General features: G+C 71.2%; 29 protein-coding genes. 14 read left to right on the top strand and 15 right to left on the bottom strand.

From position 1 onward, the window contains the following. Positions 1 to 7: 7 nt before the first annotated feature. The 5 genes from ABD993_RS26295 to ABD993_RS26275 form a co-directional block, all read right to left on the bottom strand. On the bottom strand, positions 8 to 874 hold the full coding sequence (locus tag ABD993_RS26295; RefSeq protein WP_345424025.1) for a branched-chain amino acid ABC transporter permease: 867 nt from the start codon (positions 872 to 874) through the stop codon (positions 8 to 10). A gap of 301 nt (positions 875 to 1,175) precedes the next feature. After that, positions 1,176 to 1,661: a DUF3237 domain-containing protein gene (locus ABD993_RS26290; protein WP_345424022.1), complete on the bottom strand. Its 486-nt coding sequence runs from the start codon at positions 1,659 to 1,661 to the stop codon at positions 1,176 to 1,178. Between the two features lie 112 nt (positions 1,662 to 1,773). Next, complete coding sequence (locus ABD993_RS26285) at positions 1,774 to 2,409, bottom strand: TetR/AcrR family transcriptional regulator (RefSeq protein WP_345424019.1); 636 nt, start codon at positions 2,407 to 2,409, stop codon at positions 1,774 to 1,776. Positions 2,410 to 2,497: 88 nt separating this feature from the next. After that, positions 2,498 to 3,262 carry a crotonase/enoyl-CoA hydratase family protein gene (locus tag ABD993_RS26280; protein WP_345424016.1) on the bottom strand — a complete coding sequence of 255 codons (765 nt, stop codon included), beginning with the start codon at positions 3,260 to 3,262 and terminating at the stop codon, positions 2,498 to 2,500. Between the two features lie 51 nt (positions 3,263 to 3,313). After that, positions 3,314 to 4,720: a site-specific integrase gene (locus tag ABD993_RS26275; protein ID WP_345424013.1), complete on the bottom strand. Its 1,407-nt coding sequence runs from the start codon at positions 4,718 to 4,720 to the stop codon at positions 3,314 to 3,316. Between the two features lie 321 nt (positions 4,721 to 5,041). Between ABD993_RS26275 and ABD993_RS26270 the strand changes: the two genes are divergently transcribed. From ABD993_RS26270 to ABD993_RS26225, 10 genes are all read left to right on the top strand, one after another. Then, positions 5,042 to 5,377, top strand: coding sequence for a DUF6907 domain-containing protein (locus tag ABD993_RS26270; RefSeq protein WP_345424011.1), 336 nt, complete (start codon positions 5,042 to 5,044; stop codon positions 5,375 to 5,377). Beyond that, on the top strand, positions 5,374 to 5,583 hold the full coding sequence (locus tag ABD993_RS26265) for a hypothetical protein (protein WP_345424008.1): 210 nt from the start codon (positions 5,374 to 5,376) through the stop codon (positions 5,581 to 5,583). The genes ABD993_RS26270 and ABD993_RS26265 overlap by 4 nt, the downstream gene beginning before the upstream one ends. After that, complete coding sequence (locus ABD993_RS26260) at positions 5,580 to 5,774, top strand: hypothetical protein (RefSeq protein ID WP_345424005.1); 195 nt, start codon at positions 5,580 to 5,582, stop codon at positions 5,772 to 5,774. The genes ABD993_RS26265 and ABD993_RS26260 overlap by 4 nt, the downstream gene beginning before the upstream one ends. Then, positions 5,771 to 5,962: a hypothetical protein gene (locus ABD993_RS26255; protein ID WP_345424002.1), complete on the top strand. Its 192-nt coding sequence runs from the start codon at positions 5,771 to 5,773 to the stop codon at positions 5,960 to 5,962. Before ABD993_RS26260 ends, ABD993_RS26255 begins: the two co-directional genes overlap by 4 nt. Continuing rightward, on the top strand, positions 5,962 to 6,174 hold the full coding sequence (locus ABD993_RS26250) for a hypothetical protein (RefSeq protein WP_345423999.1): 213 nt from the start codon (positions 5,962 to 5,964) through the stop codon (positions 6,172 to 6,174). Before ABD993_RS26255 ends, ABD993_RS26250 begins: the two co-directional genes overlap by 1 nt. Continuing rightward, entirely contained in the window at positions 6,171 to 6,800 is a 630-nt protein-coding gene (locus ABD993_RS26245) for a DUF2637 domain-containing protein (RefSeq protein ID WP_345423996.1), read from the top strand. Before ABD993_RS26250 ends, ABD993_RS26245 begins: the two co-directional genes overlap by 4 nt. Continuing rightward, entirely contained in the window at positions 6,797 to 7,336 is a 540-nt protein-coding gene (locus tag ABD993_RS26240; protein WP_345423993.1) for a hypothetical protein, read from the top strand. Before ABD993_RS26245 ends, ABD993_RS26240 begins: the two co-directional genes overlap by 4 nt. Next, a complete protein-coding gene (locus ABD993_RS26235) occupies positions 7,336 to 7,602 on the top strand; it encodes a hypothetical protein (protein ID WP_345423990.1) in 267 nt (88 codons plus the stop codon). The genes ABD993_RS26240 and ABD993_RS26235 overlap by 1 nt, the downstream gene beginning before the upstream one ends. After that, positions 7,599 to 9,695 carry a P-loop NTPase family protein gene (locus ABD993_RS26230; RefSeq protein WP_345423987.1) on the top strand — a complete coding sequence of 699 codons (2,097 nt, stop codon included), beginning with the start codon at positions 7,599 to 7,601 and terminating at the stop codon, positions 9,693 to 9,695. The genes ABD993_RS26235 and ABD993_RS26230 overlap by 4 nt, the downstream gene beginning before the upstream one ends. Positions 9,696 to 9,811: 116 nt before the next feature. Beyond that, positions 9,812 to 10,027 carry a hypothetical protein gene (locus tag ABD993_RS26225; RefSeq protein WP_345423984.1) on the top strand — a complete coding sequence of 72 codons (216 nt, stop codon included), beginning with the start codon at positions 9,812 to 9,814 and terminating at the stop codon, positions 10,025 to 10,027. Positions 10,028 to 10,040: 13 nt separating this feature from the next. Here the strand turns inward: ABD993_RS26225 and ABD993_RS26220 are convergent, their stop codons facing one another. Then, a complete protein-coding gene (locus tag ABD993_RS26220) occupies positions 10,041 to 10,268 on the bottom strand; it encodes a hypothetical protein (RefSeq protein ID WP_345423981.1) in 228 nt (75 codons plus the stop codon). Positions 10,269 to 10,348: 80 nt separating this feature from the next. Here ABD993_RS26220 and ABD993_RS26215 point away from each other — a divergent pair, with 80 nt between their 5' ends. Continuing rightward, complete coding sequence (locus ABD993_RS26215; RefSeq protein WP_345423978.1) at positions 10,349 to 10,546, top strand: helix-turn-helix domain-containing protein; 198 nt, start codon at positions 10,349 to 10,351, stop codon at positions 10,544 to 10,546. Beyond that, on the top strand, positions 10,543 to 10,833 hold the full coding sequence (locus ABD993_RS26210) for a helix-turn-helix domain-containing protein (protein ID WP_345423975.1): 291 nt from the start codon (positions 10,543 to 10,545) through the stop codon (positions 10,831 to 10,833). The genes ABD993_RS26215 and ABD993_RS26210 overlap by 4 nt, the downstream gene beginning before the upstream one ends. A 136-nt stretch (positions 10,834 to 10,969) precedes the next feature. On the opposite strand, the gene ABD993_RS26205 is transcribed toward ABD993_RS26210, so the two are convergent. Continuing rightward, complete coding sequence (locus tag ABD993_RS26205) at positions 10,970 to 11,779, bottom strand: hypothetical protein (RefSeq protein ID WP_345423972.1); 810 nt, start codon at positions 11,777 to 11,779, stop codon at positions 10,970 to 10,972. Positions 11,780 to 12,108: 329 nt separating this feature from the next. Between ABD993_RS26205 and ABD993_RS26200 the strand changes: the two genes are divergently transcribed. Beyond that, the gene (locus tag ABD993_RS26200; RefSeq protein ID WP_345423969.1) at positions 12,109 to 12,504 is read left to right on the top strand and encodes a Panacea domain-containing protein; all 396 of its coding nucleotides are present in this window, start codon (positions 12,109 to 12,111) and stop codon (positions 12,502 to 12,504) included. Positions 12,505 to 12,614: 110 nt separating this feature from the next. Continuing rightward, a complete protein-coding gene (locus tag ABD993_RS26195) occupies positions 12,615 to 13,007 on the top strand; it encodes a hypothetical protein (RefSeq protein WP_345423966.1) in 393 nt (130 codons plus the stop codon). 21 nt (positions 13,008 to 13,028) lie between these two features. Here the strand turns inward: ABD993_RS26195 and ABD993_RS26190 are convergent, their stop codons facing one another. The 8 genes from ABD993_RS26190 to ABD993_RS26155 all read right to left on the bottom strand — a co-directional run bounded on the left by ABD993_RS26190 (position 13,029) and on the right by ABD993_RS26155 (position 21,466). Then, entirely contained in the window at positions 13,029 to 17,171 is a 4,143-nt protein-coding gene (locus tag ABD993_RS26190; RefSeq protein ID WP_345423963.1) for a phage tail tape measure protein, read from the bottom strand. A 665-nt stretch (positions 17,172 to 17,836) separates the two neighbouring features. Further along, positions 17,837 to 18,232: a phage terminase small subunit gene (locus ABD993_RS26185; RefSeq protein ID WP_486362900.1), complete on the bottom strand. Its 396-nt coding sequence runs from the start codon at positions 18,230 to 18,232 to the stop codon at positions 17,837 to 17,839. A gap of 187 nt (positions 18,233 to 18,419) precedes the next feature. After that, positions 18,420 to 18,815 (bottom strand): hypothetical protein, encoded by a 396-nt coding sequence (locus tag ABD993_RS26180; RefSeq protein ID WP_345423957.1) that lies wholly within the window; start codon positions 18,813 to 18,815, stop codon positions 18,420 to 18,422. A 2-nt stretch (positions 18,816 to 18,817) separates the two neighbouring features. Beyond that, positions 18,818 to 19,396 (bottom strand): hypothetical protein, encoded by a 579-nt coding sequence (locus tag ABD993_RS26175; RefSeq protein WP_345423954.1) that lies wholly within the window; start codon positions 19,394 to 19,396, stop codon positions 18,818 to 18,820. Next, positions 19,396 to 20,220, bottom strand: a complete 825-nt coding sequence (locus tag ABD993_RS26170; protein ID WP_345423951.1) for a hypothetical protein — start codon at positions 20,218 to 20,220, stop codon at positions 19,396 to 19,398. Before ABD993_RS26170 ends, ABD993_RS26175 begins: the two co-directional genes overlap by 1 nt. Further along, a complete protein-coding gene (locus tag ABD993_RS26165) occupies positions 20,217 to 20,630 on the bottom strand; it encodes a helix-turn-helix domain-containing protein (RefSeq protein WP_345423948.1) in 414 nt (137 codons plus the stop codon). The genes ABD993_RS26170 and ABD993_RS26165 overlap by 4 nt, the downstream gene beginning before the upstream one ends. Beyond that, a complete protein-coding gene (locus ABD993_RS26160) occupies positions 20,627 to 20,917 on the bottom strand; it encodes a hypothetical protein (protein ID WP_345423945.1) in 291 nt (96 codons plus the stop codon). Before ABD993_RS26160 ends, ABD993_RS26165 begins: the two co-directional genes overlap by 4 nt. Before the next feature lie 33 nt (positions 20,918 to 20,950). Continuing rightward, positions 20,951 to 21,466 carry a hypothetical protein gene (locus ABD993_RS26155; protein ID WP_345423942.1) on the bottom strand — a complete coding sequence of 172 codons (516 nt, stop codon included), beginning with the start codon at positions 21,464 to 21,466 and terminating at the stop codon, positions 20,951 to 20,953. Positions 21,467 to 21,745: the final 279 nt, after the last annotated feature.

Below are 21,745 nucleotides of genomic sequence, written 5' to 3'. Positions count from 1 at the left end.
GCGCCGATCACACCAGCCTCGTTTCCCGGCGTCCGAGAACACCGTGGGGGCGGACCATCAGGACGAGGAGGAACAGGACGAACGGCACGATGTACTGGTAGTGCGGGTCGAGATAACGTGACGCGAACGCCTGAACGAGGCCCAGCAGCACGCCGCCCAGCACCGCGCCCAGATCGCTGCCGAGCCCGCCCAGGATCAGAGCGACGAAACCCATCACCGCCAGGAACGTCGGGAGACTCGCCACGGCGAAGGTCTTCGCGGCGACGAGCGGCCCGACGAAGCCGCAGACGGCGCCCGACACGGCGAAACCCCAGAGCGAGAGCCGCCGTGCGTTGACGCCTCGCAGCAGTGCCGCCTCGTAGTCCATCGTCTGAGCCCGGCTGAGCAGACCCGACACCGTGTGCTTCGACCACATGACCGTCAGCGCGCCGACGAGTAGTGCGGCGCCCACGAGCACCACGTCGATGGGGAGCATCCGACCGCCGAGGAACGACAACGGGTCGTCGAACCCGGCCCCGAGCCGGACGGCGCGCAGGTCGGGCCCCCACAGCAGCAGCATCAGTCCGGTGAGGACGGTGGCGACGCCGACCGTCGTCACGAGTTCGCCGTGCGAGTCGTTCTTGCGCAGCGGACGGATCGCGACCCGCTCCTCCACGATGGCGAGCATGCCCGTCGCGACAGCGCAGACGACGAGGACGACCAGAACGGGCAGGCCCAGCCCGAGCAGAGTGAAGGCCAGCAGGGCCGAGAGGATCATCAGGTGCGCGACCGCGAAGTTGAGCGCTCCCGAGACCGCGCGGGAGAGGTTGTAGCTGAGGGCGATCAATGCGTAGACCGACCCGATGGCCACCCCCGCCCAGACCGTCGTCATCATCGTGGAGTTCTCTGCTGCGGCCCACGGACGACGAACGGCGTCATCTCTCGGCGAGGCCTCGGCTGACGCATCGCGATCCATCCGGGGGAACCGCCAGCGATCGAGCTCTGCATGTCCCCCGCTTCCCGTACGGCGCGAAGCCGTCTTCATCGACGCTCATCCGTGCCCTCCTCCTTCGAGCAGCGGCTTCACTCAACCACAGCGTTGACGCTCATGTCAACGCCGTTGGCGCTGGTGAGTGCACAGAAGAAGAACGCTCGCCACGGATCGACCCGTGGCAAGCGTCCGCGGGTCTGCCGACTCAGACCAGGCGGAAGAACCGATAGCGGAACCGCTTGCCCACGACACGCCCACGCGCGGCCACGACGGCACGGTTGAGCCACTCGTGCGGACCCTCGGGAACGTCGAAGTTCGCGACGATCGTCCAGTTGATGCGTGAGACGTCGACATCCTCTCCCTGTCGGAGCCGCTGCAGATCCAACCAGGAGTCGATCATTCCTTCGTAGTGCAAGGCGAACGCAGGGCCGTCAGAGGGCTCCAGAACGAGGTCGACGTTCGGCACGAGCACGCCGTCGGGCCGGATCCAGGCGAAATCGGTGCCCACCGGCGCGAGCTTGCCCGTCGCCGCCGGACCCTCGAACGTGCCTCCCACGATCCCGCCGACGAATCGACGTCCACTCGGGGTGTCCCCGATGCTCCACGGTCCCTGTGTCTCCGAGAGCAGAGCGAGTTCCATCTCGAACAGGAACTCGGTCGAGAAGTCGTCCTTCCAACCGTCGATCTCCATGTCAACCTCCGAGGTCGTCGATGCGTCGAGCGCTCCGAGAAGGAGCGCGACGCGAGGAACGTCAGCAGACCCAATGTTGACGATCTGTCAACAGGTCGCCCGACCGACACCCTCAGGGTGCCACCCTGAACCCGATCATGCGCTCGTACAGGCCCGTGAGGTCGTCCCGCACGCGCGCCAGCTCGGCCTCGGCGGCACCGCGGTGCCGAATGCCGAAATGCAGGAGAACGGCGTTCATGGCCTCACAGACCAAGCGAGCATCGACGTCGGGGTCGGCAAGGCCGTCCGCCTGGAGGCGCGAGACCCACCGCACCGCTCGATCGGTCTGCCGGCCCCACAGTGACTGCCACTTCTCCCCTGCCGCCGCGTCGACCTTGGCACGCTCCTCGAGGAGTGCGATCAGGTCGTTGGTGTCGGCATAGAGCGTGAGGACCGATCCGATGGTGGAGGTCAGCGCCGCATGCGGATCTGTGCCGACCTGGCCACGGCGGCCGCGCTGAGCCTCGATGGTGCGCTCGATGAGGTCGTCGACGAGCACATGGAACACCTCCTCGCGGGAGGTGAAGTACACATAGAAGCTCGCCCGAGAGAGACCTGCGGCTTCCGTGATCTTCGCGATGGACGCCTTCGCGTATCCGTGCTCCCTGAAGGTCTGCGCCGCGGCCTCCAGCAGACGCTTTCGTGTCTCGGCGTCCGTGCGGTCGTAGTCGGTCCGCTTGAACCATGCGGTCCGCTCGCTCTGAGTCATGTGAATCAACCACCTCGCCGAGCTCCGGCCCGCGAATCGTGATGGGCACTCACGACACATGCTGCCATGGGCCTCGCGGTGAGGACTGTCAGCGGCCGGTCCAGACCGGTTCGCGCTTCTCGATGAACGCACGCACCCCTTCGGTGAAGTCGTCCGTCGCGAACATCGTCTTGAGCGCCTCGTCCGCCAACTCCTGCCCGGCGCCCTCCTCGACGAGCAGCGACTCCAGCAGCACCCGACGCGTCTCCCGCACCGCAGCCGGAGCGTTGATCGCGATGCGCCCCGCGAGATCCACCGCCTCCGCGAGTGCCCGGCCGGGTTCGACGAGCCGGTTGACGAGGCCGAGACGCTCGGCCCGCTCAGCGGAGATCGGATCGCCGGTCAAGGCGATCTCCATGGCGACGTTGAGCGGCAGGCGCCGCGGCAGGTTGTACAGCCCACCGCCCGCTGCCACCAGGCACCGCTTGACCTCGGGCAGGCCGAAGCGCGCCGCGGTCGATGCCACGACCATGTCGCACGCCAACACGACCTCGGCGCCACCCGCGAGCGCAGGCCCGTCCACCGCGGCGAGGACCGGCTTGGACCGGTTCCGACGCGTCAGACCCGCGAAGCCGCCTCGCGGCGTACTCAGCTCCGAACCCCGGCCCTGCTCCACGACCTTGAGATCGGCGCCCGCGGAGAACACCGGCGGTGCGCCGGTGAGCACTGCGGCCCGGAGCTCGTCCGAGCCCTCGAGCCGGTCGATCGCCTCCTCGATCCCGGCGGCGACGGAACCGTCGATCGCATTGCGGGCCTCAGGACGATCAATGGTCACGACCAGCACGTTCGCCTCGACCGACGTCTGCACCGACATGTTCGCTCCCTCCGTACGGACTTGTCAGCCTAGAAGTCGTTGACATTTATGTCAACGACCTGCTCCCCCCGTTACCTTCTTGATCAAGCCCGGTGAGGGCTTGCAGGCCACCGGCCACGGCATGACTTTTCGCCCCTGTCGTTGATGATCTGGGGGGGTGTTGTCACCGTGGTCGGCGGGCGCCAACGACCGCTGATAGAGACCTGACCCGCTTGCGTGGTCTGCTCGTAACGTGGCTGCCGGCGCGGGTGTCCAGGTCGGCCTGTGGAGCGGGTCGGGCTGCTCCGTCTGGGGCCACATAACGGGTGGTGTCGGGGGCATGGTGGTCGGTCCGTTGCGCACTCGCAGAAGGGCAGATCGGCCATGTTGGAGCGGTACTTCGCCAAGCCGTCGACGCTCGATCGGTTCCGGGGCTCGTGGATCGGGACCGATATCGAGACCTATGCCGGCTGGCTTGTCGGGCAGGGTTACAGCGTCAAGAGCATCTGGCGTCGGGTGCCGATCGCGTTCGCGTTCGGCGAGTTCGCTCATGCTCACGGAGCGCGGTCGGTTGCGGAGTTGCCCGCCCATGTCGTGGGGTTCGTCGCCGGGCGGGTCGCGGCGCATGACGCGCGGACCGGCTCGACTCGGCCGATGGCGAAGGAGCTCGGCGATGGACCGCTGCACGCGAAGGGTGCCCGTTAGGAGGTCGACGTCGTCCCACCGCAGCGTGCAGAGCTCGCCTCGGCGGGCACCGGTGACCATCGTCAGCCAGACCAGGACAGCCCAGTCCGGGTCATCCCACGACGCGTTCAAGATCCGGGCAGCCTCCGCTGAGGTCGGCGGCTGCGGGTTGGCGGCCGGCTGCTTCGGCGGCTCCGCGTGCTCGATCGGGTTGCGGGAAAGCCAGCGCCAGCGCACAGCCCGTCGGAGCGCGCCGCTGAGGATCACGTGGATCTGACGGATCGTCGACTGGGCGAGCGGCTTGCAGACGTGGCGACGACAGCGGTGGTCGCAGTCATGCTTCCCCTTCACGCGGTGCTCGATCATCCGCTGTCCTTTGCAGTGGAGTCGGCAGCGGCGAAGGAGCGCATAGAAGGAGTCGAAGATCTGTGAGGACAGCGCGGCCAGCTTGACCTTGCCGATGACCGGGACGATGTGGGTGCGGGCGAGGTTCTCGTAGGTCGCTCGGGTCGTCCGTTCGACCTCGAGGAGTGCGAAGTGCTTCTCGAGGAGCTGCGCGACGGTGGCCGCAGTCCGCGGGTTCACCTTCTCGTCGACCTGCACAAGCAGACGACGGAGTGCCTTCTCGGCCTCATCCTCGGCGAGCGGCCCGGCCGGAATGATCTCCGTCAGGCGGTGCCGCTGCTTCGTGACCGGGTCAGTGCCCGCGGCGACGCGCACGCGGATTGAGCCGCTCGGGAGGGTCTCGATTTCACCCCGAGGGCGTACTCGACGCTTCGGTCGCGTGCTGGCCATGGGGAAGACCGTAAAGCCGTTCGCCCCACAACCTGCCCCACAACACGACAGGCCCGAGAGTCGGGAGACTCATCGGGCCTGGTCAGAAGGGTGGAGCTGAGGGGATTCGAACCCCTGACCCCTTGACTGCCAGCGGAATGAGGACTGTCCACACAGTCCATCCAGTCCGCTGAGCTGCGAGGCGATCCGCAAGAGAGTCCAGGGCAGGGCCTCCAGAGCAGCCCGTTTCGAACGATCCGTGAGAGATCCGTGAGACGGGCGCCCCTCGGCCGGTGCGTGAACACCGGGCCCGAGGGACTTGATCGGATGGAGGTCCGACCCGTGAGTATCCTGCCCGACGCCCTCACCCCCACCACTCTCGACGCGCTCACCACCTGCCCGCCGTGGTGCACCAAGCCCGATGGGCACGAGCCCGATGACGTCGAGTCCGACGGCACCGTCTACGTCTGGCACCGCCGCCCGGCGATGCTTGCCGGCGGCCGTCGGGTCGCTCTGCAGCAGTGCGTCATGCTGATCGAGGGCCGCGACCTCCGGGTCGCTCCGGCCGAGATCGTCGTCGACGGTCAGCTGGACCGACCCCTCGACGTCGACACGGCCCGCGCGTTCATCGCCGGTCTCGCCCTGACCGCCGAGCTCGCCGCCGGTGGTGTCCGATGAGCGAGCCCCAGACCCACCGGGTCGCCGTCGTCGTGTTCGTGAATGCCGAGGGCGTCGACGGGCTCGATGCCGTCAACCGGGCCGAGCAGGCGGTCGCCGTCGCGACCGATCACACCGCCGGTGTCGTCTCGGTGATCGAGCTGGGCCGCGCGCTGCGCGCCGGTCGGCTCTCCGTCCGCCCTGCGGTCCACGGGGGCGAGGCATGAGCACCCACATCGCCGTCTCGCTCGACTTCACCTCGACGGTCACCGTCGAGCCCGGCCCCGCGGGGTCGACGTTCTACCTGCGCGCCGACGGGCTCACCGTGGCGATGACCAACGAGCAGCTCGAGCAGCTCGCCGCGTCGGCCGCCTTGATCCTCGCGACCGACGCCGTCCCCGCCGGGGGTGTCCGGTGAGCGCCAACGAGATGCGTGCGTCGGTGTCGCTGCCGGTGGACTCCCGGCTGCAGGTCGCCGTGCGGCCCTACTCATCGAGCCTGCTGCTGCAGCTCGGCGGGCTGACGGTGTGCCTCACCCCGGAGCAGGCCCGCAGGCTGCACAGCCAGCTCGCGCGCCAGCTCACCTACCGGGCGGAGGCGGGCTGATGCTGAAGTTCCTCCTCGGCATCGCCGCAGCTGTCGCCGTCGTGGTCCTGCTCGCCCGCGCCTTCTCCCCCCTCGCCGTCGAGGACCTGGTCCCGGGCGGCGGGGCGTCCGACCCGGCCATCACGTTCGTGCAGACCTGCGAGCAGTCCGGTGGGAAGGCGATCGTGCGCACGCTGCCCGACGGTGGCATCGAGGGGGTGCAGTGCTCATGAGCTCGCGCGACTCCCGAGACTGGATCGCCGACGTCGGCACGCTCGTCGTCGGGGCCGCCGCCGCGGTCCTCACCTTCACCACACTGCGCGACCTCGCCACCGCGGTCGGAATCGTCGGCTGGCTCGCCTGGCTCGTCCCGGTGACCGTCGACGTGGCGGGCGTCGTCGCGACCCGCGTATGGCTGCGCGGCCAGGCCCCCGCCGATGCGGTCGCGTTCGCTCGTGCACTTGCCTGGTCGTGCATCACCGGGTCGGTCGTCGGCAACGCCGGTCAGCACGCGATGGCGGCCTACGACCTCACCGCGCCGTGGCCGGTCGTCGTGCTCGTCTCGGCCGTACCGCCCGCGATGCTCGGCGCGATGGTGCACCTCGGGCACCTGACCCGACGGCCGACGACCAGCACCGAGGTCACCTCAGCGCCGCCAGAGGTCGACGCTGCGGCCCTCACCGACACCGACCCGCGCGGCTGGTGGGCCGTCGAGACCGAGCAGCCCGCGCCGACGGACCGCGCGTCCGTGCTGATCGCGTCCGGCATCGGCCGCCGCAAGCTCGCAGCCGAGCTCGGGATCCGGGAGCACGAGGCCCGGAAGATGATCCAGGCGCACCGGGCGGGGGTGGCCGCATGAGGTTCTACCTCGGCGTCACGATCGCCGTCGCCGCGGCGATCGCCTGGGCGGCCGGCTACGGCCCGGTCCTGGTCGCCGCCGCCGTGCTCACGCTCCTGGGGTGGGCACGGTCCAGGACGGGAACGACCGCGGGCGGCTACCGGGCGGTTAGCGTCCGCGGTCACTCCCACGGGGGCCGCGACGGCACGCTGATCGCCAAGCACGAGGCGGGGCACGCGACCGTTGCTCGCGGCTACGGCGGGCGGGTCCGCTCCGCCCGCATCTGGGACGACGGTGGGCTCGTCCAGGCGGAGCTGCCGACCGATGACCCCGAGGCGGCGATCGCGTTCTGGAAGGGCGGCGAGATCGCCGCGGGCACCGGGCGCGGCGCTGGGGCCGACCGCGACCTGATCCGCCGCGAGCTCCGGAAGGTCCCCGCCAACCAGCGCCGGGACCTCGAGCGCCGCGCGACCAAGCAGGCCCGCCGCATCGTCTCCCGCGCGTCCGGCCAGATCCGGCGCGACGCCGCCACCCTGCGAGCGAAGGGGCACCTCTGATGAGTCCGAACCTCGACGACACCAGCCGCTGCCCTCTCGGGCACCGGTGCGAGTCCTGCGGGACCGCGCCCGACGATCTCTCCGTCGCGACGGCGACGACCGCGCTCGGCGTGCTGTGCGTGACCCTGTGCCCGTCGTGCGCGAGGTCCCCGCACAGCCCACGGGTCACCCTCGGCACGGCCCAGCGGTTCGTCCTCCAGCACGCCGGACACCTCGGCATCGACCTCGACCAGATGGCCGCCGCGATGCAGGAGGGCGACCAGTGAGCACCGAGCACACCCCTGAGGCCGAGACCGGCGAGCTGGTCCCGGTTGACCCGCCGGAGCATCCAAAGACGATCCACGCGACCGCCCTGTCGGTGCGGGACACCGAGCGGCGCCCGATCGTGCCCGCCTGGGCGCGGAACCGGGAGGAAGCCCGCCAGCTCGCCGCCTGGCTCGCCCGCTACGGGATCCACGTGTCGGTCTACCACCTCACGAGGTCCCCGAAGTACGGGGCGAAGCTGCTCGGCCGGGTCCCGGCAGGGGCGTGGTTCGCGCTGGTCACCCTCCACGGGTGGGTGTTCGACACCGAGGCCCGCCCGCTACGGGCCGACGCGGTCACCCGCAAGGACCTCGCCGGGTACCTGACGCTGTCCAAGCAGCGCAACCGGCGGGTGCGCCAGCGGCTCGCGCTGCTCGGCGCTGCCCCGGTGGGGTTCCTCGTGGTGCTCGTGGTGGTGTGGGTCGCCCGCGTGGCCACCGCGGCGCCCGGCAGCCCGGCGCCCGGGTTCTGGCCGTCCCCGCCCGGCTGGGCGGTGCTACTCGGCGCCGCCCTGGCCCTAGCCGTCCTCGGCAAGCTCGGCACCCCGGCGGACCGGCGGGTGACCGACGTGGCCACGGTGACCGCGGCCGCGCCGCCGCGGCTGACCGCCGAGGTGGTGACCCGCGCGCTCCAGGCGCTCGGCATCGCCGCCCTGACCGCGAAGGGCGCCACGATCTCCTACGTCGCGCCGATCACCCGCGACGGGCCCGGGTGGCGGGCAGACGTCGACCTGCCCTTCGGCGTCACGGTCGGGGACATCATGGAGCGCCGCGACCGGCTCGCCTCCGGCCTGCGCCGCCCCCTCGGGTGCGTGTGGCCCGAGGCGAAGGCCGAGGAGCACGAGGGCCGGCTGGTCCTGTGGGTCGGCGACCGGGACATGGCGCAGCAGAAGCCCGCCCCGTGGCCGCTGGCCAAGCGCGGCAGCGTCACCCTGTTCGACCCGATCCCGTTCGGCGTCGACCAGCGCGGGCGGCCGGTGGCGATGACGCTGATGTTCGAGTCCGTCCTGATCGGCGCGAAACCCAGGATGGGCAAGACCTTCGCCCTGCGCGTCCTGGTCCTGGCCGGCGCACTCGACGTGAACACCGAGCTGCGGCTCTTCGAGCTCAAGGGCACCGGGGACCTGTCGACGATCGAAGGGTGCTGCCACCGCTACGCCTCCGGTGCCGACACCGTCGCCCTCGAGGCGGCGATGGCGTCGCTGCGTGAGGTGTACGCCGACCTCGACGTCCGGGCGGGGAAGATCCGCAGCCTTCCGCGGGCGGTCTGCCCGGAGAACAAGGTGACCCCGGAGATCTCCGCGCGGCGCAGCCTCGGCCTGCACCCGGTACTGCTGGGGATCGACGAGTGCCAGGAGCTGTTCTCCCACCCCGACTACGGCAAGGAGGCCGAGCGGCTCTGCGAGGCGATCATCAAGCGCGGCCCCGCGCTCGGGATCGTCCTGATCCTGGCCACCCAGCGGCCGGACGCGAAGAGCCTGCCGACCGGGGTGAGCGCGAACGTCGGGATCCGGTTCTGCCTGCGGGTCATGGGGCAGGTCGAGAACGACATGATCCTCGGGACGTCGAGCTACCGGAACGGCATCCGCGCCACCACGTTCACCGCGCGGGACCGCGGCATCGGCTACCTCGCCGGCGTCGCCGACGACCCGCTGATCACGAGGACGGCCTACATCGACGGGCCCGAGGCGGAGAAGATCGCCGAGCGGGCCCGCGCGGCCCGCGAGGCGGCCGGGACGCTGTCGGGTCACGCCCTGGGCGAGCAGCCCGAACGGGATGACCGGTCGCTGCTCGACGACCTCGCCACTGTGTTCGCCACGATCACGGTCGACAAGGTGTGGTCGGAGACGGTGATCGAGAAGCTCGCCGAGCTCGACTCCGGCCGATACGGGCGGATGAGTCCAGAAGCCCTCACCGCTGCGGTGAAGCCGTACGGGCTGACCACCGGGCAGGTGCATGGACGGCTACCCACCGGGGGCACCGCGAACCGCCGCGGGCTGACCCGGGAGGACGTCCAGGCCGCGCTCGACCGGTACCGCCGCGAGCTGACCGTCTAGCAGAGCGGCCCGCTAGACCTAGCACCCCCGCTAGCGGCTGATCAGGCCGCTGACCAGGGCGCTAGCGATCTAGCGGGCCGCTCTGCCAACTCGCCGATCACACCCGGGAGGGCTCTGTGACCACCCTGATCCTGCTAGCGCTAGGTGTCCTGATCGTCTACGTCGCCGCTTGCGCCTGGTGGCCGTACGCCGCCTGCCGGCGCTGCTCCGGCTCGGGCAAGCGCCGCTCGCCGACCGGCAAGGCCTGGCGGCCCTGCTGGCGATGCGAAGGCACCGGCCGCCGCGTCCGGTTCGGCCGCCGCATCTATGAGCTGTTCGCCGACCGCAGGTAGACCAGAACTCCGGTCAGCTCTCCCCGAGGAATCGACGGAGCCGGGCGGCGATGTCCGGGCGCAGAGGCGGCGGCTTCGGGCCCGGCTCGTCGCTGGTGAAGTCCTCACCACAGCGACGGCACTCCCCCGCGTCGACCTCCTCCTGGGTCTGCCAGAGCCCACACGAAGGGCAGCCGGCGACCACACCGGGCCGCGGATTCCGGTACTTCTCGCGGCCCTCCGGGGCCGTCGGCTTCGCCATGCCGAGTGGCTCGTGCCCACCGATCCAGCTCGTTACGTCTCGACGAAACGCTGAGCCCCATCCCCGAGAGGTAGATCAACATGAGCACACCCACCACCCTGCCGACCGGCCGTATCGCCTACTCGGTCCGCGAGGTCGCCGAGTTCCTCGGCCTGCACTATCAAACGGTGCTGGCCATGACGCACAGCGGTGAGATCCCGAGCCGCTACTTCGGGCGGCACATCCGCATCCCCGCCGACTGGGTCCACGAGCAGGGCGCGACCGAAGGCGCCCGATGACGGCGCGGCCGGGCGCGCTGGAGCAGCTCGTCCACAGCGAGGTAGCCCGTGCGCTCACCGAGCACCGCTGCAGCTGCACCGCCGTTCCCCCGCCCCAACGAGGTAGCGCCGAGGAGCCTGCGCGGCCGTTCCCCCGAGCGTTCTTGCGCGTACAGGAGGCGGCCGACGTCCTAGCCGTGCCGGTGAAGCAGATCTACACGCTGGTCCAGTCCGGCGAGCTGCCCCATCGGCGCATCGGCAAGCACATCCGCATCCCCGATCCCGGCGTTCGAGGCGTTCATCGGTGAGCAGGAGGGCGGCGGCTGACCGTGAGCTGCGCGGCGTAGCGCCGGGGCCACCGGCAGCGAGCATCGTGATCACGTCCATGTGGAGTCGGAGCTGACTCCGGACAGGTCTCCTGTCAGCCCTCCGGCCCGAGGCCGATCAGAGGCCCTGCTGTTCGACGTCCTGGGTGGGGCTCGTCCCGAGCTGGCGCTCCTCCTCCAACTCGCGGATCCGCTCGTCGACCAGCTTGCGGAGGAGACCCTCGTCCGGCGGCGGCGACTCGACGTTGACCTCTACGTTCATTACGGGCGGGGGCTCCGGAGTACCGCCGAACCCGTCGTCGACGATGTCGCGTGTGACGCCGAGGACGGCCACCAGACAGCTCACGTAGGCGAGGATCAGCAGCTGGATCTCGACGTTCGTGAGACCCCGAACAGATGGCAGGGCCTCCGCCACACGAGCCTCGATCGCGGCCTCGGGGTCCGGCTCAGCGGCCACGTCGCGAGCGACGACCTGCGCATCCCGGAAGGCACTCCGCGCCAGGGTGGGGGTCAGCCCGTTGGCCAGAGCCAACTCTTCCCACACCAGCTGTCCGCTGCCTTCCATGACGGGCTGCCCGCCCTCGAGGACGAGTTGTCCGCCCTCGACGACGAGCCCTTGCTGACGCGCCAAGCCCGCGGCCTCGAAGCTCCTCCCGATGACCTGGAGCATCTCCGCGGCACGCGACTGTGCCTCCCTCATCCCGCCGGCCTGCTCGCGGATGGCCTTCAGCGTCTCCTGCATCGACCGCGTGACCGCGTCGAACTCAGAGGAGACCGGGGGCATCCGGACCATCGCGCTGGCGAGGCCCGCACGGACCGCGGCGGTCGTTCGAGCGAGGGGAACCATCGCCTCCTGCAGCCGGTCCAGCTGCTCTGCCGTCAGCTCGAAGTTGCTGCCCTCATTTGCACCCGCCGTCGCCCAAGCCACTCGGAGAGAATCCCCGAGAGCGCCTGTCACATGACCGCCAGAGCGTCGATGATGCTGCGGATGGGCGGGCAGAGCCGACGACCGGCGCAGAGGTGACGGCCGCCGCCGCACGGCTGACGGTTGCTACGTGCAGTAGTGCCGTCGCGGCGAGTGACCCACGATCGGGTAACACCACCCGCACGGCCGACGACGTAGCGCAGGTGCAAGCGTTGACTCGTAGGGGAGCAGGCTCTAAGCGACTCCATCGCATTGGACGGGAGGGAAGCGTCATGGTCTCGGCAAACGACGTCGCGGCATACATCCTCCGTTCCGCAGGGCCGATGTCGGCCATGAAGATGCAGAAGCTCGCCTACTACGCGCAGGCATGGCACCTCGTCTGGGAAAGCGCACCGCTGTTCGACGACCGCATCGAGGCGTGGGCAAACGGGCCGGTCATCCTCAACCTGTACCGCCAGCACCGCGGGCGCTTCCACCTAGACGCCTGGACGACCGGCGACGCTGACAAGCTCTCGCCGGAGGAGCAGGAAACTGTTGACCTCGTCATCGGTTCCTACGGTCGATTCTCCGCGCAGCAGCTCAGCGAGCTGACTCACCGCGAGGAGCCGTGGATCTCCGCGCGACACGGGCTCGGCCCGAGCGTTCGCAGCAACCACGAGATCGAGCCCCAGGCGATGCAGGACTACTACTCCGCCGTCGCCGCGAACGCCGAGGCACAGAACGTCTAGTGGCTCCGCGACGCGACAAGCGCGTCCCGTCCTCCGCTCTACCCACCTCGAGCGACCGGAAGGTCCCGAAGAAGCTTCTCGGCGTCGTCCCCGCCGATGAAGACTCGACGGTGATCGACCAGAAGCCGGCGTGGGGGTTCGCGCTACTGGACCGGGACGACAACCACCCCTGGTCGATGTGGCCCGCAGACCGAGACGGTCTGATGGCGCTGCTCGCCATGCTCCAGGAGATGGAGCGCCTCACGTGGCGTGAGGTGAGGGACCAGATGACCGGCGGCCACAGACGGCGCGGCCCGAAGCACAAGTCGATCCCGGTCGATCACATCATCCCCGAGGCGCAGGCACGCCTCGCCGAACTCGACCTCGACGACTTCCCGGAGCTGTTCCGCTTCCGCCACGGGAACAAGGGCAGGCTCTGGGGAGTGTTCGTCGGTGGCCACCATGTTTTCTATCCGGTGTGGTGGGACCCCGAGCACAAGGTCTGCCCGAGCAAGGACAAGTAGCCGTCAGCAGGTCGAGACCGGTCACACCCCCGCTCCCATCTTCGCTCGGCGGATGGTCGCCCGCTCCGAGGCCGAGATCTCGGTGCGCACCACGCCGCGGATCTCCTGCCCGTCGATGTAGTTGCGGACCTCGACGACCGGGGCGGCGACGTCGACCCGCGCCGCGCCGGCCGAGCCCGAGCCGAACGCCGCCCGGTTCGCCGCGATCAGCCGCTGCAGGTCGTCGGCACGGGCGATCACCCCGCCGTCCGCCATGCCGCGGGCCACGGAGTAGCCGAGGCGCCGCGCGGTCTCCTCGAAGATGGCCCGGGACCGCTGCGAGCCGTTGATCGGGATGTAGGCCTCGTCGTCCCGGATCCGGTCCCCGATGATCCGGGGGGTGTTGGGCGGGAAGATCTGTGCGATGCCCGCTGGGGTCGAGCCCATGGGGCGGCCGTTGAACAGGCTCGCGCCGCTGGCCATCGGCAGCACCCCACCGTCCGCCATCGCGCGGGCGATCCCACCGATCGCGGCGCCGCCGCCGGTGTTGAACCCCGGGATCGCGGCCGCTTCCCACTTCACCGAGACGGTCGTGTTCCGGTTGCGGGCGACGTAGTTGATGGCCGCCTCGGCCGCCGCGGTGTCGGCGTCGACCTTCAGCAGCGCCCGCAGCTGGTCGACGTAGGCCTTCAGCGCGTCCGACTTCGCGGTGCCGGGCTGGGTGTTCGCGTCGGCCGTCATGATGCCGATCAGGCCCTCGATGTAGCCACGCATCGCGTCGCCCTTGGCGGTGCCCGGAGCGTTGTCCGCGTCCGCCGTCATGATGCCGATCAGCCCGCTGATGTGCGCCTGCAGGGCGTCCCCGGAGACGGTGCCGGGGGTGGTGTCGGCGTCGGCCTTCATGATCGCGGTGATGCCGTCGATGTGGGCCTTCATGGCGTCGCCCTTGGCGGTGCCCGGCGCGGTGTCGGCGTCGGCCTTCGCGATGATGACCAGGCCCTCGACGTAGGACTTCATCGCTCCGGCCTTCTGCTCGGCCGTGGCGGTGTCGAGGTCGATCTTCGGTGCGGCCTTCGCCGTCGAGATCGTCGCGATGAACGCGTCGAGCCTCGCCCGGCCCTCCGCGTCCTCGACGGTGACCTTGACGCCCTTGTTGTCCGGGAGCTGCTCGACGGCGAACCCCATGTCGCGGAGCTGCTGCTGGGCCTCCGCCGACAGCGTCCGGACCGTCACGTCCTTCTGGTTCGGAACGGCCTTGAGCTGCTCGTTGAGCGTGATCAGCTCAGCCTGGGCGCCCTGAGCGTCCAGCCGGAAGATCGTCTCCGCCGCGGCGGGGATCAGGCCGATCTGGTCGGCGAGGGCCTCGGCTGCCTCGGCGCTCCCGAGCGCGGCCGTCGCGGCCTTGACGAAGCTGTCCCGCGAGGCCTGCATCGACTCGCGGGCCTTCGCTGCCCCGCCGTCGATGTCGCCGATCTTCTGGGCGACCTTTCCCGCCTCGACCGCGGTCCGGGTCGCCGACGCCCCGAGCGCCTCCAGGCCCTGACGCATCGGGTCGGTGATCGCCCCGCCGTTCTTCAGGGTCTCGAAGCCCTTGTTCTCGACCAGCGTCGCCAGGACCTTGTCGAAGTCCTGCATCGCCGCGGCGGTCTGCTCGACCCCGCGCTGGGCGTCGGCGAACGTCCCCGCCTGGTTGCCCAGCAGCCGCCCGATCTCCCCGAGCGGGCCGATCGCGTCGGTCACCTTCCCCTGCAGACCGCGCCAGCCGAGCCCGACCGCGTCGAGCTTCCTCTGCATCTCGTCCTGGGCCTGGACGTTGCCGAGCGCGGCCGCGGTCGCCAGGTCGAGCGTGACCCCGGCCTTGTTCAGCTCGGCCCGGTTCTGCGCCCACGCGTCGGATCCCTGCAGGGCGTTGCGTGCCTGGGTGAACAGGGTGGCGTTGAGCTGGTCGAGCTTCGGCTGGTTCCCCGTGGTCGCGTCGACGTAGTCGGTCGCCGAGATCCCCGCCTTCGCCAGGGCACCGGCCAGGGTGGTTGTCCCGTCGGACAGCTTCGTCGAGGTCAGCGACTGGGCGGTCATCTCACGGGTCGCCCTCGTCGCCGCCCCGGTCACGTCGTCGAGGGTCGTCGCGAGGTCCTGCTCCTTCTGCGTCTGCCGACGGGCGGCCTCCTCGGCTCGTGCGTGGCTGTCCGCGAGCAGGGAGATGGCGGCCACCCCCGCGCCGATCGCGAGACCCCACGGCCCACCGAGGGCGCCCATCAGCCCACCGAGCCCGGTCTTCACCAGCGATCCGCCAGCAGCGGCGACACCACCGAGCCCGCCCGCGAGGGTGGTGAACTTCCCGTGCGTGCCGTCCGCCGCGGTACCCGCGTCGACGACCCGATCCCGCACGGTGACGAACGCCGCGGCGGCCTGGCCGATGGTCCCGGACCGCTCGGAAAGCGTGCCCATCGCTGCGGACAGCCGACCGATCGGCTCGCCCGCCGCCGCGGCGCCGTCCCGGATCGAGTTGGTCTGGTCCCGGAAGTCCCGCAGGGCGGTCACAGTGCGACCCGTCGAGGTCTCGAACGCCGCCTGGTAGGCACCCCAGCGCCCGATCGACTCCCCCGCGGCCTGCGCCAGGCCGCGCTGCACCCGGGCCTCGTCGTTGAACGCTCGCAGCCCGTCCGGCTTCACCGCGTTGACCGCGGCCGCGAGCTTCGACGCCGACCCGCTCGCCGTGTCGAGGTACCCGGACACCAGGCGGAACCCGACGAACGCGGCCAGCGCCGCCTGCACCGGACCCGGGAGACCCGCGAACACCGTGAGCACCCCGCCCACCAGGTCCCCGACTGGCCCCAGCACCCGCGACAGCAGCTCGACCCCACCGGTCAGGACGGTGACCGACCCGGAGAACGCGGACGTCACCCCGTTGCCCTCCTCGAAGCCGGCGAACAGCTCCTCCAGCCCCTCACGCACCGGCGCGGCGGCCACCCCGAGGTTCACCAGGACCTGGCGGCCCGCCTCGAGGACCCGCTCCAGGCCGCCCGCGTCGATGTCCTTCCCGCTGAGCAGAGCGGACAGGTCCTCCAGCCCGTCCGCCCCGCCCCGCGCCAAGTCCGCGAGGGGCCCCTTGATCAGGTCGTAGATGGACAGGGCCACGTCCTCCGCGGAGCCCTGCAGCTCGTCCATCGCACCCGAGAGGCCCTGGCTGTTCGCCGCCGCCGCCTTCGACGCCGCGCCCTGCTCCCGCACGGCCGTGCCGAGCTCGCGGAACTCGCCGACGCCCTGCGTCGCCAGGACGTTGGCCGCCGCCATGCCCTCGTTGCCGAACGCCACAGCGGTCGCCGCGGCGAACTCGCCGTCGGTCATCCGCCCCTTGGCCGCGGTGAGCTGCCCGGTGATGACCTCCAGCCCGCGGAACTTCCCCGCCTGGTCGAACGCGGAGACTCCCAGCGCGTCGAGGGCCTTCTTCGCCGGCCCAGACGGTGCCGCGATCGAGGCGAGGACACCACGCAGCGCGGTGCCCGCCTCGGAGCCCTTGATCCCGGCGGTCGACAGCATCGCCAGCGCGGTGGAGGTGTCCTCCAGCGAGATCTTCAGCCCGGCCGCGACCGGGGCGACGTACTTGAAGGACTCGCCCAGGTCACGGACGTTCGTCGTGCTCGCGTTCGCGGTGGCCGCGAAGACGTCGGTGACCCGCCCAGCGTCCGCGGCCGCCAGGCCGTAGGTGTTCAGCGTGTTCGCCAGCAGCGAGGCGGCGTCGCCGCCGTCCAGCATGCCCGCGCGGGACAGCACGATCGCGTCCCGCGCGACCGTCATCGAGTCGTTGACGCTGAAGCCCGCCTTCGCGAGCTCCTCGATCGCGGCCGCGGCCTGCGACGAGCTGGTCCCCGCCAGAGACGCATCGGTCCCCAGCTCCCGCGCGCGAGCAGCGACCTTCCCCATCTCGGCCGCGGACGCCCCGCTCGTCGCCTGGATCCGGGACAGCGTCGAGTCGAACTCGTTGCCGATCTTCACCACCGCGGCGATGCCAGCGCCCGCGCCGATCAGCCCGACGCCCAGCGCCGCGCCGATCGCCTTACCCGCCGTGCTCGCGATCCCGGTCGTGCCGCGGAGGCCCGCCTCCAGCTTCCCGGGGAAGGCGTCGAGCGCCGGGTCCACATCGATCAGAATTCGGCCGCCGGCCATCCGGGGCACCTCCAGCACGTTGTTCGGTCTGCGGGGTCTTCCTCCACGTGGCCGGCGTCGCGCCGAGGCACTTCGTGGTGGGGGTGTCGACCCGCATCGCGCGGGAGATCAGGCATCGCGCCCTGGTCGTGCCGTCCTGCTCACCGAGCCTCGCGCCCGGTCCTGCTGCTCCCGGGCGTCGCGCCCGGGTCGTCGTACCTCGGTGAGATCGGGTTCGGGCCGCTCCTCACAGGTCCGAACCCGATCTCACCCCGCCAGCCCTGCCCAGGCCAGGCGGTCCGCGAGCCGGTCAGGATCGCCCTGTCCCGGCCCGAAGTCACTAGTCGATGGGGTCTAGCAAAGCCCCCAGGCGCGCAGCTGCGCCCACGGCGTTGGGATGAGGCGGCCGTCCGGTCCCGGCACCCTTCCCAGTCCGGCCTCACGCGCCCACCCCTCGGCAGCCTGCGGGCGCCGAGTCCCCGGCTGAGAGCTACCGCTGTACCGGTCGCGCGCTGTCGCCCGCCACCCGTGCTTGGCCATGAACGCCAGGTAGGCCTCATGGGAGTGCCACACCTCGGCGTCGGGGTCGAGCAGCTCCGGCGGCACCTCGTGCCCGTCGATCACCAGGCCGCCCGCGGTTGCGACGCCCCTGAGCTTGCCACCACCCGCACCCTGCGCGGCCCGCGCTCGCCGCCGAGCCGTGGTCACGACGGCCGCCCGCTGATTGACACGACCGGCGCAGCCGGGCCCGCGTCCTCGATCCGCCAGCCCAACGCCGTCAGCCCCGCCGGGGTCAGCCCCAGCTTGTCCCCGAGGTGCCGGAACTCCTGCGCGTGCCAGGCGCTGGCCTCCCCGGACAGCATCGCCGACGAGTGCGAGATGTACGCGGCGACCGCCAGCCGGAAGCTGTCGTCCCACTGCGTGGCCTGCGGGCTCGACCACAGCTCAGCCCACAGCTCCCGCTCGTCCTCCGTCCACTCCCGACCAGCAGGCAGGTCCGGGACCGGCAGGTCGCAGCCCTCCGCGGGAAGCATCACGAGCCCACCCCTCGACGGAGCCGCCGTCCGAGCCCGGGAGTGCGGCTTCCCCGGGTTCCGCATCGGGCCCGGCATCAGCGACCACCCCCAGCGACCCGCCGGGCCGCCCAGGAGGCGCTCACGGGGCCCGTTGGGTCTATCTGCTCGCCGCACTTCTCGGAGGCCTTGCCTGCGGCGTCTCGAAAACGGGTGGGGAGGGGGCAATGTCCCCACCCCCTCCCCCGGGTGGTCGCCGAGCTCGTCGAGGTGATCACGACGTGACCTCGTCGAGGTCGTTGTCGACGTCGTCGGTCGAGTGCTGCGATCGCGCGTTCTTCCGCGAGTTGCATGAGCGACACAGCACAGCCAGTGGGCCGCGGCCGTGACCTGCGTCAGCGACCGAGACCACGTGGTCGGCGGTCAGGTCGGACGACTGGTGAGCTTCGACCTCGAAGCCAGGACACCAGTCGCCGTGGACACGGCGATGCTGGGCCACCACGCGGGCTCGACGGCGCTGCTCGGCGCTGGTCCTCGTGACCTTCGTCGGCGTGGTCCGGCGCTGGTGTCGGTCGAGCTCGGCGGCGTGGGCGGGGCAGCGGCCCACCCGCTCGGCCAGCTCGGGGCACCCCGCGATCCGGCAGGGCCGGGCGGTGACGCGGTTGCCCATGCTCAGCCGTACCTGACTCGGCCGGTCTGCCCCGCCGCCTTCTCGCGGTGGTACAGCTCGCGACCTCGGTTCATCCCAGACGGAGCGGGCGGGGCCGTGTTGCCAGCAGCCTGGCCCGGGTTCGGGGCGAACACCGGGACCGCGGGGGCACGACTGGCGTAGAGGGCTCGGACCGCGTTGGCCTGGTCGAGCAGCTGCTCCGCTGTGGTGCCGGTGAGGAGTACAGCGTCGGCCTCCTCCAGGCCCGCGGTCTGCAGGATCCGGGTGCGGAGGGCGTCGAGGTCCTCGGCCGACGGCGGCACGCTCGCGGCAGCGGGCTCGGGTAGCCCCACCTGCGGCGGCTGGACGGGCGTCGGTGCGGGGACGGTCTCGGGGTAGAGCCTGGCCAGTCGCTCGGCGCTGTGGGGGTTGCCGACCGCTGCGCCGTGCTCCAGGCTTCGCCGCTCGTAGTAGGCGACGGGGTCGGGGATCAACCTGCGGATCTCCTCCGCCGCCGCGGTGTCGCCGCGGTCGGCGCGGGCGCGCAGTCCGCCGAGCCTCATCCCGTCGATGGGCGCGGCGGGCTGGTTGGGCATGGTCATCAGGAGACTCCCCGCCGGTTGAGGTACGGGTCGACCCTCGGGGACATGTCACGCCAGGGGCCGTCGTAGGGCTTGTTCTCCGGCACGGCTTGGGACATCGCGATGTACTCCTGGGTGAGCGACCGCGCCTCGGGGCGGGCGCCCTCCGCGGGGTCCGCCTCGGGCTGGGGCTCGTCGAGGCCGAGGTGCCGACGGACCCGGTCGCTCTGGGTCAGCCGGTACTGCGCGGCGGTCTCATCCCGGACGGCCAGCCTGCTGCTGGTGTCCAGCCCGGCGGCGACGGTCTTCTCGATCTCGAGGTCGAGGACGGCGAGGTGTGTCTCCTCGACCCGGGTGGGCAGGTGGACCCGGACGTCGTCCAGAAGCGCGCGGGCAGCACCGAGGTTTCCCTCCGCGATCGCGGCGTCGAGCTTGCCCTGCCCGGTATCGAGGGCGGTCTGAGCCTCCCGGTGCACGGCGACCGCGGCGTCGAGGTCGGCCTGCCGCTCGAAGTAGACGAAGGCCGCAGCGAGCTGGGCTGGGGCGTGCCGCAGCTCGAACTCGATGGAGCGGATGTTGGACTGCTGGTTGCCGGTGTTCCGCTCGCGGGAGTGGTTGAAGCGCCGGGTCGCCTCGCGGATCCCGCTGACGATCCGGCCGGCGTCTCGACCGAACCGGGCGGCCGTCGCCTCGACGGTCTCGACGATGTCGTCGACGTCGAGACGGACCGGCCACGCCTGGGCCCGGGTGCGGACCTTGCTGATCTCGACGTCCAGCGTGGCGCGGGCGTCGGCCAACTCGGCTGCGGTCGGGCCGGGGATCGTGGTGCTGCGGGCGGGGCTCATGCGGCTCCTCGGGTCGTGGTGGCGAGCTGGTCGACGTAGGTGTCGAGGTCGGCGGTGCGGATCCGGACGAGGCCGCGGACCTGAACGGTCGGCAGCTCCCCGGTGGAGGTCAGGCGCTTCACCTGGCGCTGCGAGCAGGAGAGCCGGCGGGCGGCCTCGGCGTAGTCCAGGAGCAGCGGGGTCACGAGCGGATCGTCGAGCGGGGCCGGGTGGCCGTCCACGCTGGGCACCGGCTGTCCCTGGGTGGCCCCGGCCCGCAGCGCCCGGCCGAGCTCGGCGAGCGCTGCGGGCTGGGGGTGCCCGTTGCTGCGCAGCCGCTGGACGTAGGCGCCGATCGCGAGGACGAGCGTCCCGGCAAGGGGGCGCGGGAGGACGAGGACGACCGGCCAGTCGTCCGGCGCTGCGCTCATGCCACGTCGTCCGGGGGCAGGAGTCCGTCGGCGAACTGCTCGTCGGCTCGCTGGTTGTCGGTGATGCGGCGGGCACGCTCCTCGGCGTACTCGGCGATGCGGAGGGTGTGCGCAGGGGCGTGCCGGTGCAGCCCGCGGACGAGGGCCTCGACCGCGGCGTCGTGCTCGGCGTCCTCCTCGGACCGCTCGGGGATCGTCGAGAACGGGTGCCGGGTGCGGCCGGTGCGGAGTCGGTGGGTCGGGGGCAGCCGGTCGGCCTGGCCGCCGAGGTGTCGGGGAGCGTCCACGGGGAGCGGGGTCCTCTCTGTTCGGGGTTCGGGTCAGTCGACGTCGGCGGTGAGGTCGGTGCCCTCCCCGATGTCGACCAGGGTCCGGCTGCTGATGAGCGCGCCGCCGCTGTAGGTCACGACGGTGACCACGCCCTCGGTGATGTCGGCGAGCTCGTGGAGCTCGGAGTCGACCCGCTTGAGGTGCACCACCGAGTCGGGGCTCGCGACGTACCGGCCGCCGCGGGTGAGGAGCATGAGCACGCCGTCCTTCGTCCGCTCGGCGTGGAAGGGCTGGGGGATCTCGTGGCCGGGGGGAACGTGGATCTCGGCCAGCGCCCACGCGGCGAGCACCTCGGCCTCGGTGCAGTCGGTCGGGATGAACTTGGGCCCGAACGCCGACGGGAGGTAGGGCGCCGCGGGGTCGGGGCCAAGTTGCTCGAGCAGGTGCGCGCGGAGCCTGGCGGTGGTGTTCGGCAGCGCGGTGACCTTCAAGTCCCACTCGCCCAGGCCGAGGGCTTCGGCCTCGCGCAGGGTGTCGAGGATGCGGTCGCGGGGGTCGGTCGTCATGTTGCTGGTCCTTCGGGTCGGGGTGGGCTCGGCGGAGGGAGCGGCCGTCGAGATCACGCGGAGCGGGGCTGGTCGTCGACCGGTGCTCCGGTGCGGCGCCACACGTTCGACGGCCTGGAGGTGTCCGCAATATCCGCGCTATCCGCAGAACCTCCATCCGTGCTGGTCAGCGCCTCGCGGGACGGTTCCGCAGAACTCGCCGCAATATCCGCAGAAAGCCTGTGATGTCTCAGGACATGGGTGACAGTTCCGCATCAGGACATCGGTGACAGTTGGTGT

It is taken from the genome of Pseudonocardia xishanensis (assembly GCF_039541715.1).
GTDB lineage: Bacteria > Actinomycetota > Actinomycetes > Mycobacteriales > Pseudonocardiaceae > Pseudonocardia > Pseudonocardia xishanensis.
Note: the sequence above shows the minus strand (reverse complement) of the source record. Positions and strands in the feature narration are given on the sequence as shown.

Bases quoted from the DNA above. Each gene is read 5' to 3' on its own strand.
- ABD993_RS26295 (WP_345424025.1), bottom strand. From the start codon at position 874: ATGATGACGACGGTCTGGGCGGGGGTGGCCATCGGGTCGGTCTACGCA.
- ABD993_RS26290 (WP_345424022.1), bottom strand. From the start codon at position 1,661: ATGGAGATCGACGGTTGGAAGGACGACTTCTCGACCGAGTTCCTGTTC.
- ABD993_RS26285 (WP_345424019.1), bottom strand. From the start codon at position 2,409: ATGACTCAGAGCGAGCGGACCGCATGGTTCAAGCGGACCGACTACGAC.
- ABD993_RS26280 (WP_345424016.1), bottom strand. From the start codon at position 3,262: ATGTCGGTGCAGACGTCGGTCGAGGCGAACGTGCTGGTCGTGACCATT.
- ABD993_RS26275 (WP_345424013.1), bottom strand. From the start codon at position 4,720: ATGGCCAGCACGCGACCGAAGCGTCGAGTACGCCCTCGGGGTGAAATC.
- ABD993_RS26265 (WP_345424008.1), top strand. From the start codon at position 5,374: ATGAGCGAGCCCCAGACCCACCGGGTCGCCGTCGTCGTGTTCGTGAAT.
- ABD993_RS26260 (WP_345424005.1), top strand. From the start codon at position 5,580: ATGAGCACCCACATCGCCGTCTCGCTCGACTTCACCTCGACGGTCACC.
- ABD993_RS26250 (WP_345423999.1), top strand. From the start codon at position 5,962: ATGCTGAAGTTCCTCCTCGGCATCGCCGCAGCTGTCGCCGTCGTGGTC.
- ABD993_RS26245 (WP_345423996.1), top strand. From the start codon at position 6,171: ATGAGCTCGCGCGACTCCCGAGACTGGATCGCCGACGTCGGCACGCTC.
- ABD993_RS26240 (WP_345423993.1), top strand. From the start codon at position 6,797: ATGAGGTTCTACCTCGGCGTCACGATCGCCGTCGCCGCGGCGATCGCC.
- ABD993_RS26235 (WP_345423990.1), top strand. From the start codon at position 7,336: ATGAGTCCGAACCTCGACGACACCAGCCGCTGCCCTCTCGGGCACCGG.
- ABD993_RS26220 (WP_345423981.1), bottom strand. From the start codon at position 10,268: ATGGCGAAGCCGACGGCCCCGGAGGGCCGCGAGAAGTACCGGAATCCG.
- ABD993_RS26215 (WP_345423978.1), top strand. From the start codon at position 10,349: ATGAGCACACCCACCACCCTGCCGACCGGCCGTATCGCCTACTCGGTC.
- ABD993_RS26210 (WP_345423975.1), top strand. From the start codon at position 10,543: ATGACGGCGCGGCCGGGCGCGCTGGAGCAGCTCGTCCACAGCGAGGTA.
- ABD993_RS26200 (WP_345423969.1), top strand. From the start codon at position 12,109: ATGAAGATGCAGAAGCTCGCCTACTACGCGCAGGCATGGCACCTCGTC.
- ABD993_RS26185 (WP_486362900.1), bottom strand. From the start codon at position 18,232: ATGCGGAACCCGGGGAAGCCGCACTCCCGGGCTCGGACGGCGGCTCCG.
- ABD993_RS26180 (WP_345423957.1), bottom strand. From the start codon at position 18,815: ATGGGCAACCGCGTCACCGCCCGGCCCTGCCGGATCGCGGGGTGCCCC.
- ABD993_RS26175 (WP_345423954.1), bottom strand. From the start codon at position 19,396: ATGACCATGCCCAACCAGCCCGCCGCGCCCATCGACGGGATGAGGCTC.
- ABD993_RS26170 (WP_345423951.1), bottom strand. From the start codon at position 20,220: ATGAGCCCCGCCCGCAGCACCACGATCCCCGGCCCGACCGCAGCCGAG.
- ABD993_RS26165 (WP_345423948.1), bottom strand. From the start codon at position 20,630: ATGAGCGCAGCGCCGGACGACTGGCCGGTCGTCCTCGTCCTCCCGCGC.
- ABD993_RS26155 (WP_345423942.1), bottom strand. From the start codon at position 21,466: ATGACGACCGACCCCCGCGACCGCATCCTCGACACCCTGCGCGAGGCC.